The organism is Vibrio taketomensis, assembly GCF_009938165.1.
Taxonomy (GTDB): Bacteria; Pseudomonadota; Gammaproteobacteria; order Enterobacterales; family Vibrionaceae; genus Vibrio; species Vibrio taketomensis.
Genome location: NZ_AP019649.1, coordinates 2,104,413 through 2,117,264, shown reverse-complemented (window position 1 = coordinate 2,117,264; position 12,852 = coordinate 2,104,413). Strand labels below are relative to the sequence as shown.

Below are 12,852 nucleotides of genomic sequence, written 5' to 3'. Positions count from 1 at the left end.
TTTCTAAGGCCACATTGCATAATGTGGCCTTATTTATTTGTGCTGAATTGACTATGTCCCGTTTATTTATTGCTGAAAAACCAAGTTTAGGTCGTGCGATAGCTGCGGCATTGCCCGGACCGAAAAAAAACGATCAAGGCTTTATTCGCTGTGGTAACGGTGATGTAGTGACTTGGTGTATTGGCCATTTGCTCGAGCAAGTTGAGCCTGATGTTTACGATGAACGCTATAAAAAGTGGAATCTCAATGATTTGCCAATCGTGCCGCAGCAATGGCAACTACGCCCAAGAAAATCAGCCAGTAAACAGCTCTCGGTAGTCAAAAAGCTGCTCAAAGAGAGTGAGCAAATTGTCCATGCCGGAGACCCTGATAGAGAAGGGCAACTGCTGGTGGATGAAGTATTGGACTACTGCAAAGTCAGCCAAGCCAAAAAACAAAATGCCCAACGTTTGTTGATCAGCGATTTGAACTTACCAGCGGTGAAACGTGCGTTGAATTCTATGCGCAGTAACCGCGAGTTTGTTCCTCTGTCGGTGTCAGCGCTCGCTCGCTCACGTGCCGATTGGCTGTATGGCATGAACATGTCACGCGCTTATACCTTACTTGGACAAAAAGCGGGTTACCAAGGGGTACTCTCTGTTGGACGAGTGCAAACACCAGTGCTTGGTCTTGTGGTGCGCCGTGATGAAGACATTGAGAATTTCATGCCTCGTGATTACTTTTCGCTGCATGCGCTCATTCCTTATCAAGGTGAGTTTGGTCATTTTGATATTCGCGCTAAGTGGCAACCGAGTGAAGCTTGCAAGCCATGGCAAGATGAAGAGGGGCGAGTGCTCAATCGCAAGCTGGTGGAAAACGTTGCTCACCGCATTGCCAATCAACCAGCTAAAGTGGTGGAGTCAGAGCAGAAGCAAACCAAACAAGCGGCGCCTTTGCCTTATTCACTTTCTGCCTTACAAATCGATGCCGCAAAACGTTATGCCATGAGTGCGCAGCAAGTGTTGGATACGTGTCAGTCGCTGTATGAAAAACACAAATTGATTACTTATCCACGTTCGGACTGTCGCTATCTGCCAAGTGAGCATTTTGCTCAAGCGAGTAGTGTCTGCCAAGCGATTGTCAATAATGCCAAAGAGATGCAAGCGGCGGTGAGTGGCGCAGATTTAACCCGAAAATCTAAAGCATGGAATGATAAAAAAGTTGATGCGCACCATGCGATCATTCCGACGCCTAAACAGGCGGCGGTTAACGCACTGTCTGCCAATGAGATGAAGGTTTATCAATTGATTGCCAGACAGTACCTCATGCAATTTTATCCTGCAGCGGTTTATGCGGAAGCGAAGTTGGTATTTGATATTGCTGGCGGAGTCTTTATCGCGAAAGGTCGTCAATTGGTCGCAGCAGGTTGGAAAGCGTTGATGGGCAAAACTGATGATGAAGATGTCGGGGTAGATAACGCGCCGCCACTGGCTGAGTGTGCTCACTTGCCGTGAGGGCGAAATCAAACAGCACCAGACTGAACCGCCGAAACACTTTACCGAAGCGACGTTACTACAAGCGATGACCGGCATTGCGCGCTTTGTGGAAGACAAAGAGCTGAAAAAAATTCTGCGCGATACTGACGGCTTGGGCACTGAAGCAACCCGGGCTGGTATTTTAGATACGCTATTTAAGCGCCAGCTTTTGACTCGACAAGGCAAAAGTATTTTGAGCTCGGCAGCGGGCAGAGGTTTGATCCATGCCTTGCCTAATGAGTCGACTTATCCAGATATGACGGCGAATTGGGAGCACCAGTTGCAGGGTATGGCTGAGCGTAATCAGGCTTACCAACCCTTTATGGCGGCGTTACAAACTCGTATTGAGCAATTGATGACGCAAGTAAAGCAAGGTGAGGTACCAGAATCGCTACGTTATTTGCCAAAAGTAGAACGCCCTGCGTATAAACGTAAAAAGCGCAGTTACAACAAAACGGCTGCGAAGAAATCAAAAGGGTAGGGAAGTGTATTAGGCGACGACATCATTACGTCGCCTAGCTATTGCTAATCAAAGAGGTTGTCATGGTCGGCAATCGCACCACGTACATCATTTTGCGTCAATACACGTTTACCTAGTTCGCTTTTCACTTGTCTACCCAAGTCAATCAATGCGTCTCGATTGGCTTGGGTTTGACGTTTTCCTGCGCTTCGCAAACAGTAATTTAATTCATGTGCTTCGCTGAAATTTACCAGATGTTTATCTGCCATGAGTTATTCTCCGCTATTGAGTAAAAGCATTATAAGTCTGGTTGTAGGCAGTGAAATTTCAAGCTGATGATAGTAGATTTTATTGAATTGCTCACGACACGTTTAGTCGGAAATTTTTTGTGTCGCATCATAGCAAGCTGTTAACATAAACCTATTCATATCAACGCAAGCACAGTAATGATCCCACTGATCTATCACGACATATACTCACAACTTCCCTTGCCACCGGAGCATCGTTATCCAATCAATAAATACCGATTGTTGTATCAGGCCGTGTGTGAGCTACGAGACAGTGATCTTCAATGGCAGCAGGCGTTTTCACTTTTTTCTCCGGCACCACTATCGAGCGATGAAGTGAAGGCGGTGCATGCGGCGGACTATATTGAGCCATTATTTGCAGGGCAGTTACCAGCAGCAAAAATGCGCCGTATTGGCTTTCCTTGGAGTGAGAAGCTTATCGAGCGCACATTAACGTCTGCTGGCGGCACTTGTTTCGCTGCCGAGTTGGCGCTAGAACACGGCGTTGCGATCCATTTAAGTGGCGGCTATCACCATGCCCATCATGATTTTGGTTCGGGGTTTTGTTTAGTGAATGATTTGGTTTTAGCCGCGAGAAAAGCGTTGCAGTTTGATCGTATTGATAAGGTATTGATTGTTGATAGCGATGTTCACCACGGTGATGGCACCGCAACCATGTGTGCCAGATATGATGACATCATCACGCTTTCATTCCATTGCGATAAGAACTTTCCAGCCAAGAAACCTGACTCCGATATTGATATCGCTTTGCCGAGAGAAACCAGTGACGAGATATTTCTAGACCATTTTTACTCGGTAGTGGAAACCGCCGTAAACCTGCATCAGCCAGATTTGATTTTGTACGATGCAGGCGTTGATATTCATTGCGATGATGAACTGGGTTACTTCAATGTTTCAACCCAAGGCATTTACCAGCGCGATCGCTTTATGTTGCAACTCGCACAGCGTAAAGCCATTCCAATTGCATGTGTGGTTGGTGGCGGTTATCGCAGCGAGCATCAAGCATTGGTGCCCATTCACATGCAGCTTTTGCAAGCGGCATTTGATAGTCGCTGCCAAATATAACGGTGTTGATTACTTATTCTGGCAATCCATAATAACCACACGGTTTTTGCCACCGTGTTTCGCTTGGTACATGGCGGTATCAGCATGATGAATCAATTCATCTTCTGCGCAGCAAGCGCCCGCGCAAAAATGGCCACCGATACTGGTACTCACTTGTATTTCATTGGCTTCGTCAATTTTGATTGGTAGGCGAATCGCAGCGAGTAGTTGATCTGCGTACAATTTTATCTGCTCTAAATGCTTAGTATTGTGCAAGAGTACGGCAAACTCATCCCCACCAATTCGTCCTGCAACGACATCGTCATCAAAAACGTGCTTAATCGCATCGGCGACATGTTTTAGCGCTTTATCCCCATTCAAATGACCGAAATTGTCATTGATCGATTTGAAGTCATCCATATCGATAAACATCAAGCAAAGTGGTGTGCGGTTATGCAGAGATTGCTCAATGACTGCCTGATATTTTGCTTGAAAAGCCCCTCGATTGTATAAACCTGTGAGACTATCGTAATGCGCAAGATAATGAATACGGCGATCATCGCGATGTAAACGCAGTTGGTAAGTTGCAATACTCAATGCCAACACTAAGCTCATTAACACACCAAAAATAATGAGGTTTCGATGTGTGCTCGAAGGATGTTGAAGGTCGATACGATGATTAAAATTAGCAAAAGAAACTAATTTCCAAGCCGTTGTGTCATTGTTTGAAACATGAAAATCTTGAAAACAATATGGATTAATACGGTCGACCGCACCGACCGATTCGATGGTCATAATGCCGTTGTCCGATTCGAACTGTCCTGAAATGGTGGACTTGATTTGCTCAGCTAACGTCGGAAATTGACGATAGATTGTTTCTGCTTGCTTGCCTTCAAACATAAAGGCAAATTCTAAATCCGGCTTTAGGTCGTTGAACAGGAAATACCCATCATGATTGATCAACATATAGTTGGTGCCACTATTTAGGTTGAATAGTCGCAAGCCATCCATAAGGTAACCCGCTAAATAATTGATAATAACGACGCCACGTTTAACTCCTTGTTCATCATAGACCGGAGTTGCCATTCGAATGGTTGGCTTGTACGGGATTTCTATCATGCCATGTTCGATGTTTAAATCGATTGGAGAAACGTAAACTTGATTACAAGAGAGTGATATCGAATTTTGGAAATAGTAACGATGAGCTTTGTTTTGCAGTTGTGCTTCAGGCACGATTGTCGCGTGTCCATCATTAAAGTTGATGCGAACGATTTCATTACCATTAAGATCTAAATAACGGATTTGATCATAGATCTCTTTGCGTTGACTCATTGCCAACAACGCATCGCTTGTATGTTCGAGTAGTTGGCTTTTTGTTTCGAGATCAAACTCCGTATCGGTTTTGTAGATTTTTTGCTGGCCAAGTAAATCGGCGAGCAGGGCCGTCTCTTTCACCACCGACCCAATCACCCACTCGATGTAGTTTTTCTTTCCTTCCAGCAGCGCTTTTTGTTCAACCTCAATATTGCTTTTGGCTGTCTCTAACTCCTGGGTTGAGTGGTAAAAGAACATAAGCCCAAATAACGCAGTGAAGATCAGCGCCAGCAAAGAAGTGCGGGTAAGGAAAAATCTTAAATCAGAGGACGTCATGACAACTACAACAGTGAATATCGCAAAAGGGCGCTATTGTAGTGATATGCATCACGTTTGGGTAGGTTTTAATAATGAACGGTTTGCACTGCATAAACTAACCAGTGTTGCTTGTAGTTTACACTAGATATGACTCTGAGTTGTTGAATAACTTAAAGAAAGTAGATCGGGTAAGTCACACAATGTAAGTAGTGACTTACCCTGGATAAGCTTAGGCTTGAGGAATCGCGTGGCCTAAATCGGAAAAGATCGTGATATTGTGAGTCGATTCTTGGCGTGCTCGTTCGCCATCGCCACAAATAATCGCTTCTACAATCCCTTTATGACTGATTGCACTTTGCGACAGCTCGTAGTCATGATGAGTCAATTCAATATAACTTCTGAGTAGGTTAGCGATCTGATCGTACATTTTTAGAAACTTAGGACTTTTACTGATCTCAACAACTTTCCTATGTAAATCAAAATCTTTCTTACATACGGAGACGATGTCCAGCGGACCTTCAGCACAAACTTGGCAGAATTCTTCATACACCTGACGTAGTGCGAGTTTATCTTCCGCGGTCGCTCTTTCTGCTGCCATGACAGCGGCTTCTGATTCAATTGCTACGCGCATATGGTAAAGCTCCCACAAATCTTCATTAGACAAAGTGAAAACTTGCCAGCCAACATACGGCTTTTGTACCACGAGACCTTCATGAGCGAGAGTGTTGAGGGCCATACGCAGGGTACTACGTGAAATTTCTAGTGATTTTGATAAAGAACTTTCAACGATCTTTTCGCCTTGTGAAAGCTGCCCGCTGACGATCATATCTTTAATAAATTCAGTTGCTTGGTCTTCTAGGCTCTGTTTATTTATCTTCATTTTTCAGATTCATTTGATTGAGTCATTTCAGAATATTCAAAAATATTACACCAAGTTGTGACTTTAGTCATATTTTGTCGTTTGTTTATCAGTATAATGTCGATTGTCGGACAATGGACAATTAACTGTTTAACGATAAGACAGAGAATATACAATGAAAGCAATAAAACTTTCTCCTACGGACAATGTAGCAACCCTACTTGGTGACGTAGCAAAACACGAATTAGTTGAGATTATTTCAGCAGATAACGAAGTAATCGCAGAGATCAAAGCGCTACAAAAGATCACTTTTGGTAACAAGATTGCGCTGGGTGACATCGCAAATGACGAACACATTATGAAATGTGGTCACTCTATCGGTAAGTCGATTGTTGAAATTCCGCTAGGTCAACTTGTTCATGTCCAAAACGTTCGCAGCGAACGCCTAGACATTCCTGAAGCAATTATCGAAGAAATCATTAAACAAATGGGGATCGAACAATAATGACTGCGACATTTAAAGGTTACCCACGTCCAAACGGTACATTTGGTATTCGTAACAGCGTATTGATTGTTGCTATTGATGAATGTTGTGAAGGTATCGCACGTAACATCAGCAAAGAGATTGATGATTCAGTTGTTGTAACAAACCACTACACCTGTATGTACGGTGGTAACGAAGAGATGATCGACACGATCATCCATACAGCAACAAACCCGAATATTGCTGGCGTACTCGTGATTGCAATGGGTTGTGGTTCAATCGACCCTGAAATGATTGCTGAGCCAGTGCGCAAAGAAGGCCTGCCAGTTCATACGCTAACGGTAATTAAAAACAAAGGCACTATCGAAACGATCAAAGATGGCGTTGAGTTAGCGAAAGAACTCAAAGTATACGCAGACAGCGTAGAACGTGTAGATGCGCCAGTTTCTGCACTGCGTATCGGTATCAAATGTGGTGGTTCTGACACATCAAGTGGTCTAGCGTCTAACCCATCTGTTGGTGCGGCTTCAGACAAACTCGTTGACATGGGTGCAACGACAATGGCGGGCGAACTGCTTGAGCTATTGGGTTGTGAAGAGATCCTAAAAGAGCGTTCAGTGACACCTGAAGTGGGTGAGAAAATTGAACGTCTAATCGCAGAAGATCTAAAGCGTTGGCACGTAATCGAAGGCACAGAGACTATGTCTATCGGTAATAGTGTTGGCGGTCTAACGACTATCGACGAAAAATCACAAGGTGCAATGCACAAGACGGGTACGCGCCCAATTCAAGATTGTTTGCGCATCAACCACATTCACCGTGAAAAACCAACTACACCTGGTTTCTACCTAACCGAAACCACCATGCTTTGTGGCGGCGCAGCGATGCACTTTGCATCACTAGGTTGTCAGCTTATCATCTGGACTGCGGGTGCAGCAGGTTTTAACAACTCAATCGTTCCAGTGATTCGTGTGTCTGGTAACAGCTCACTAATCACGGCTGATATGGATATCAACGCTTGTGGAATCATGGATGCAACAGACACTATCGATAACGTTTCGAACAAAATCGTTAAGCGCGTGTTTGATGTTGCAAATGGTGAACCGACTAACTTAGAAGGTGTGGGCTATGCGTACGCTTCTCTATACCAAAAAGACCAACGTCTAGAACACGTTATCGGTATTTGCCCACAATAATTTTCTCGAGCTACTTGCAGCCCTATAGCAAGTAGCTTGGTTTAAACCCAATTTTGTGCCCTTATATTGAAAAGGCGCTGAACTGCGCTTTTATTCGAGATAATAAAAATGAGTAAACCTGCTCCAAATAAATCATTAGGTCTAACAATTGCCCTTGTTTGTGCTGCCCTTTGGGGTGCATCTTTTCCTCTAGGTGGTGTACTAGCGGGTAAACTGGATCCTGTTGTACTAGCGGTTGCGCGTTACGCGATTGCAACACTAGGTTTCGTTGTTTTATTCATGTTTTCTAAGAAACATACGCTGAAGAAAATCCAAAGCAAAAAAGACGGTTTTCTTTTGGCAGCTGCGGGCGTTTCTGCTCAAGCGGTATTCTTCTACTTTACTATTCTAGCTTACGAATACACTTCATCGGGTGAGATTGGCGTGATCAACGGTATGGCTCCGTTCCTAACGATGCTAGCGGTATTTGTGATTGATAAAATCAAACCATCAGCACCAAAAGTATTTGCTGTAATGCTTTCATTGGTAGGTGCTGGCGTGATTGCTTACGACCCATCGAACAAGATTCAAGGTCTTAACCTAGGCCACCTGTTCGCACTATTCGGCGTACTTGGTTTCGTAACTTACAACTACATTCTTGGTAAATTTGGTTCAGACCTAAACTCACGTTACGACACATTCTCCAGCTGTTTCTACCAATTCGGTGCAGCAACAGTGGCTCTACTTGTTCTTGGTATCGTTACTGGTGCAGACTTCGCTTCAGCTTCAGTATTGGTTGAAAACGGTAAGCACATCGGCAGTATTCTAGCGCTTGGTCTACTGTGTTCAGGTATCGCATACGCTCTATGGGAAGTAGCGACACTGAAAACTCAAGACGCCGTTATCACAACAATGGCACTAAACGTTCTACCACTATTTGCAATGATCGTAGCTTACTTCCTACTAGGCGAAGTAATGACAATGCAAAAACTAGGTGGTGTAGTAACGGTAGTTATCGCGCTATGTATCTACACTGTTGGTGACCGCTTTACGAAAAAGCCTGTTGCAGAAAAAGCAAGCGCTTAATCCAAAGCAGAAAGCTATAAATTAGCTGTCAGCATCAAGTCTGGCAGCTAAATCCCCCAAATCAAATCGCTCCACAATTTGATTCGCCCTGAAAGAATAATTTATCTGAGCCTCCCTAATCTCGTTGCGCCTACAGCGTAGGGGTAGGCTCGGGTATCAATTGAATTATTGCTAATAGTAGAGAAGTACAATGCTATTTAACGAACTAAAAATTACAGAAGTTGAAGTCATCCACCTACGTGTTCCTGCGCTAGATGAAGCATGTGAATGGGGTGAAGATGGCGTACTCATTCGCGTTCATACTAACGCAGGTATTACTGGTGTGGGTGAATCTGACAGCTCACCAATGATGATCGAAGCGTGCATTAAAGCAACGCAAAGCCACGGTTCTTCTCAAGGTCTAGAGCGTCTTCTAATCGGTGAAAACCCACTAGAAATCGAACGTCTATACACCAAAATGTACAACGGCACGCACTACGCTGGTCGTCGCTCGACAATGATCCACGCTATCTCTGCAATCGATATGGCGCTTTGGGATATCGCAGGCCAATTCTACAAAGTACCAGTATGGCAACTTCTTGGCGGTAAATTCCGTGAGAAGATCCGCGCGTACGGTACGTTTATCCCGTCAGCAGTAAAAGAAGAGAACGTAGCTCGCACAACTGAATTGCTAGCTCAAGGTTTCACTTCTTTGAAATTTGGTGGTGGTCCTCTAGGTAAGAACGCTGAAACTGACTACGAAATCATTAAAACAGTGTGTGAAACAGCACGTGCAATCAACAAAGACGTTGAAATTGCTATCGACCTAGCAAGTGCATGGCGCACAGCTGGCCACACGATTGAGATGGCGAAGAAACTAGAAGAATTCAACCTACTATGGATTGAAGAGCCAATCACAGATGACGTATTAGCGGGTTACCGTAAGGTTTCTCAATCTACGACACAAAAACTGGCTGGTGGCGAGACACTAACAACGCGTTACGAGTTCGCTAACTTTATTGAAAAATCAGGTGCAGACTTTGTTCAACCAGATGTAACTCGTTGTGGTGGTATCACTGAAATGGTGAAGATCTACGATATGGCACACATGGCTGGTATGAAGCTTGTTCCACACGGTTTCTCAACCGGTATTCTGATCGCAGCAACGGTACACTTCCTAGCGTCTCGTGAACACGGCGACCTAATTGAGTACTCGCAAAGCACAAGCCCACTGTTTACGTCACTAGTGAAAAACCAAATCGCATTTGAAGATGGTTACGTAGCAGTACCAAACACTCCAGGATTGGGTGTTGAGCTTGATGAAGAGATCATCGCGAAGTACCGCGTAAATTAATTCACGTTCTGCCCATGTCAGGTTGTAGTGCGTGGGTAAAAAAGAATTGGGATTGGGCCTGATTCTTGCCTTGAAGTTACGTTACTAACCGCAAGGTTCAAACTTGGAAATAAGTCAAAGAGGCAGCCATTGGTTGCCTCTTTTATCCAGAAAATAGCGATGTGATTCAACCCACTTTGCTTTAGGTTTGTTGTACTTATTAGTAATCAAATGACCATTTATGTAATTTAATTACTGTAAAATGCTCGATTACTAAGAGGTTTAACCCATTTAACTACGTCTACCACTTTAGGGTAGTTTGAAACTGTAATTGATTTACATCATGTATTAATTTTTCTTCATAATTAAAAATCCGCTTTAGATACGAAATAAAGACTGGAATTGATTATGAGCAAGCTCAAGCTAGTGATCGTCGGTAATGGCATGGTGGGACACCGCTATATCGAAGATCTAGTTGAGAAAACCGATATTTCAAACTTTGAAGTAACGGTCTTCTGTGAGGAACCACGTGTCGCTTATGACCGTGTCCACCTCTCTTCTTACTTCTCCCATCATACCGCTCAAGAACTTTCTTTAGTTAAAGAAGGCTTCTACGAGAAACACGGCATTCAAGTATTGCTAGGTGAGCGTGCGATTAATATCAATCGCCAGAACCGCATTGTTTACTCCTCTTCTGGTCGTGAAATTCAATACGACAAACTGATCCTCGCGACAGGCTCTTATCCGTTTGTTCCGCCTATCAAAGGCAATGAAAGCAAAGATTGCTTTGTGTACCGCACCATTGAAGACCTAAAAGCAATTGAAGCGACAGCGAAAAAAAGCAAGTCAGGGGTGGTGATTGGTGGGGGCCTACTTGGTCTTGAAGCCGCTGGTGCATTGAAAGCGCTAGGCATGGAAACTCACGTTGTTGAGTTTGCACCCAAGCTAATGGCTGAGCAGCTTGATTTAGCGGGTGGTAACCAGCTTCGCCAAAAAATCGAGCGCATGGGTGTCAATGTTCATACCAGCAAAAACACGCTAGAAATTGCACCTGAAGGCAAAGATGCGCGCAACGTGATGCGTTTTGCTGACGGGAGCGAAATTGAGACCGATTTTGTAGTGTTCTCTGCGGGTATTCGCCCACAAGATAAGCTTGCTCGCCAAATGGAACTAGAGATCGCACCTCGCGGTGGCATTGCCATTAACGACCATTGCCAAACGTCAGATCAAGATATCTATGCGATTGGTGAGTGTGCGTCTTGGAATGGCATGTTCTACGGTTTGGTTGCGCCAGGTTACAAAATGGCGACCGTAGCCGTTGACCACTTACTTGGTAACAATGAGAGTAAGTTTGAAGGTGCAGATATGTCTGCCAAGCTGAAACTTCTGGGTGTAAAAGTGGGCTCAATTGGTGATGCTAATGGCCGCACCGAAGGTTGTAAGAGCTACGTATATCAGAACGAAGAGCAAGAGGTGTACAAACGCCTGATTGTTTCTGCAGACAACAAAAAACTGTTGGGCGCAGTGATGGTTGGCGACACAGCAGACTATGGTGACTTACTGCAGTTGATGCTGAATGAAATCGACTTACCAGAGCACCCTGACGCATTGATTCTTCCTGCTCACGCAGGGGCTGAAAAACCAGCACTTGGCGCTGATGCGTTGCCGGAAACCGCCGTTATCTGTTCATGTTTTGATGTGACGAAAGGCAAGATTGCTCAGGCCGTGGCGGATGGTAACCATACCTTGGCAGACATCAAAGCAGTGACTGGCGCAGGTACTGGTTGTGGTGGCTGTATTCCACTGGTGACGTCAGTGCTTAATGCCGAGCTTGCAAAGTCAGGCATCGAAGTGAAAAACGATGTGTGTGAGCACTTTGCTTATTCACGCCAAGAGCTATTCCACCTAATTCGTATTGAAGAGATCAAAACCTTTGATGAGCTTCTAGAGAAATACGGAAAAGGTTATGGCTGCGAAGTGTGTAAACCACTCGTGGGTTCTATCTTAGCTTCTTGCTGGGGTGAACACATTCTTAAGCCACAACTGGTTAAGCTGCACGACACCAACGATAACTTCCTAGGTAACATCCAAAAAGACGGCACTTACTCCGTTATCCCACGCATGGCTGGGGGGGAAGTGACACCTCAAGCTCTTGGTGCGCTGGCGAAAGTGGCGGAAGAGTACAGTCTATACACCAAAGTCACCGGCGCTCAGCGTATCGGTCTATTTGGTGCTCAAAAAGACGATCTTCCAGAGATCTGGCGCAAGCTTATCGACGCGGGTTTCGAAACAGGTCAAGCATACGCAAAAGCACTTCGTATGGCGAAAACTTGTGTTGGTTCAACGTGGTGTCGTTACGGCGTTCAAGATTCTGTTGGTCTAGGTTCTTACATCGAGAACCGTTACAAAGGCATTCGCACCCCTCATAAGATGAAGTTCGGTGTGTCTGGCTGTACTCGTGAGTGCGCAGAAGCACAAGGTAAAGACCTTGGTATCATCGCCACTGACGCAGGTTGGAACATGTACGTATGTGGTAACGGTGGTATGAAACCTCGTCACGCAGACCTGCTAGCCAGCGATCTAGACAAAGAAACACTAATCAAGTACATCGACCGTTTCATGATGTTCTACATCCGTACTGCTGCGCCACTGCAACGCACTTCTGTTTGGATGGAAAACATGGAAGGTGGCGTTGACTATCTACGTGAAGTCATTGTTAACGACAAACTCGGCATCAACGTGCAACTAGAAGCGGATGTTGCCAAATTGGTTGATGAGTTTGAATGTGAGTGGACAGCAACCATCAATGATGAATCACAACTGACTCGCTTTGCGCACTTCATTAACTCTGAAAAACGCGATGACAATGTGGTGTTTGTACAAGAGCGCGAACAACATCGCCCTGCGACTTTTACGGAAAAACATCCTGAAGCGAAAGGCGACATTCTTCATGTAGCGATTGCGGATTAAGGTAGGTC

At 44.7% G+C, this 12,852-nt stretch carries 9 protein-coding genes and 1 pseudogene; 7 read left to right on the top strand and 3 right to left on the bottom strand.

Going from position 1 to position 12,852, the window contains the following annotated elements; all coding sequences use genetic code 11:
* Window positions 1-53: 53 nt before the first annotated feature.
* Window positions 54-1,995 (top strand): annotated as a pseudogene (locus Vt282_RS09580) (DNA topoisomerase III).
* A 44-nt stretch (window positions 1,996-2,039) separates the two neighbouring features.
* Here Vt282_RS09580 and Vt282_RS09575 read toward each other — a convergent pair.
* Window positions 2,040-2,243: a hypothetical protein gene (locus Vt282_RS09575; protein ID WP_162063253.1), complete on the bottom strand. Its 204-nt coding sequence runs from the start codon at window positions 2,241-2,243 to the stop codon at window positions 2,040-2,042.
* A gap of 177 nt (window positions 2,244-2,420) precedes the next feature.
* Here Vt282_RS09575 and Vt282_RS09570 point away from each other — a divergent pair, with 177 nt between their 5' ends.
* Entirely contained in the window at window positions 2,421-3,347 is a 927-nt protein-coding gene (locus Vt282_RS09570; RefSeq protein WP_162063252.1) for a histone deacetylase family protein, read from the top strand.
* A 9-nt stretch (window positions 3,348-3,356) separates the two neighbouring features.
* Here the strand turns inward: Vt282_RS09570 and Vt282_RS09565 are convergent, their stop codons facing one another.
* Both Vt282_RS09565 and Vt282_RS09560 read right to left on the bottom strand, forming a co-directional pair.
* Entirely contained in the window at window positions 3,357-4,976 is a 1,620-nt protein-coding gene (locus Vt282_RS09565) for a sensor domain-containing diguanylate cyclase (RefSeq protein ID WP_162063251.1), read from the bottom strand.
* Between the two features lie 211 nt (window positions 4,977-5,187).
* A complete protein-coding gene (locus Vt282_RS09560) occupies window positions 5,188-5,838 on the bottom strand; it encodes a GntR family transcriptional regulator (protein WP_162063250.1) in 651 nt (216 codons plus the stop codon).
* A gap of 154 nt (window positions 5,839-5,992) precedes the next feature.
* On the opposite strand from Vt282_RS09560, the gene Vt282_RS09555 reads away from it, so the two are divergent.
* The 5 genes from Vt282_RS09555 (at window position 5,993) to nirB (ending at window position 12,844) form a co-directional block, all read left to right on the top strand.
* Complete coding sequence (locus tag Vt282_RS09555) at window positions 5,993-6,322, top strand: UxaA family hydrolase (protein WP_162063249.1); 330 nt, start codon at window positions 5,993-5,995, stop codon at window positions 6,320-6,322.
* On the top strand, window positions 6,322-7,497 hold the full coding sequence (locus Vt282_RS09550) for a UxaA family hydrolase (protein WP_162063248.1): 1,176 nt from the start codon (window positions 6,322-6,324) through the stop codon (window positions 7,495-7,497). The genes Vt282_RS09555 and Vt282_RS09550 overlap by 1 nt, the downstream gene beginning before the upstream one ends.
* 108 nt (window positions 7,498-7,605) lie before the next feature.
* Window positions 7,606-8,562 (top strand): DMT family transporter, encoded by a 957-nt coding sequence (locus Vt282_RS09545; RefSeq protein ID WP_162045913.1) that lies wholly within the window; start codon window positions 7,606-7,608, stop codon window positions 8,560-8,562.
* A 190-nt stretch (window positions 8,563-8,752) separates the two neighbouring features.
* A complete protein-coding gene (locus tag Vt282_RS09540) occupies window positions 8,753-9,895 on the top strand; it encodes a mandelate racemase/muconate lactonizing enzyme family protein (protein ID WP_162063247.1) in 1,143 nt (380 codons plus the stop codon).
* A 387-nt stretch (window positions 9,896-10,282) separates the two neighbouring features.
* Window positions 10,283-12,844, top strand: a complete 2,562-nt coding sequence (gene nirB / locus Vt282_RS09535; protein ID WP_162063246.1) for a nitrite reductase large subunit NirB — start codon at window positions 10,283-10,285, stop codon at window positions 12,842-12,844.
* The last annotated feature ends 8 nt before the right edge of the window (window positions 12,845-12,852 follow it).

Coding starts and splice junctions, on each gene's coding strand:
- Vt282_RS09545 (WP_162045913.1), top strand. CDS start 7,606: ATGAGTAAACCTGCTCCAAATAAATCATTAGGTCTAACAATTGCCCTT.
- nirB (WP_162063246.1), top strand. CDS start 10,283: ATGAGCAAGCTCAAGCTAGTGATCGTCGGTAATGGCATGGTGGGACAC.
- Vt282_RS09575 (WP_162063253.1), bottom strand. CDS start 2,243: ATGGCAGATAAACATCTGGTAAATTTCAGCGAAGCACATGAATTAAAT.
- Vt282_RS09540 (WP_162063247.1), top strand. CDS start 8,753: ATGCTATTTAACGAACTAAAAATTACAGAAGTTGAAGTCATCCACCTA.
- Vt282_RS09555 (WP_162063249.1), top strand. CDS start 5,993: ATGAAAGCAATAAAACTTTCTCCTACGGACAATGTAGCAACCCTACTT.
- Vt282_RS09565 (WP_162063251.1), bottom strand. CDS start 4,976: ATGACGTCCTCTGATTTAAGATTTTTCCTTACCCGCACTTCTTTGCTG.
- Vt282_RS09560 (WP_162063250.1), bottom strand. CDS start 5,838: ATGAAGATAAATAAACAGAGCCTAGAAGACCAAGCAACTGAATTTATT.
- Vt282_RS09570 (WP_162063252.1), top strand. CDS start 2,421: ATGATCCCACTGATCTATCACGACATATACTCACAACTTCCCTTGCCA.
- Vt282_RS09550 (WP_162063248.1), top strand. CDS start 6,322: ATGACTGCGACATTTAAAGGTTACCCACGTCCAAACGGTACATTTGGT.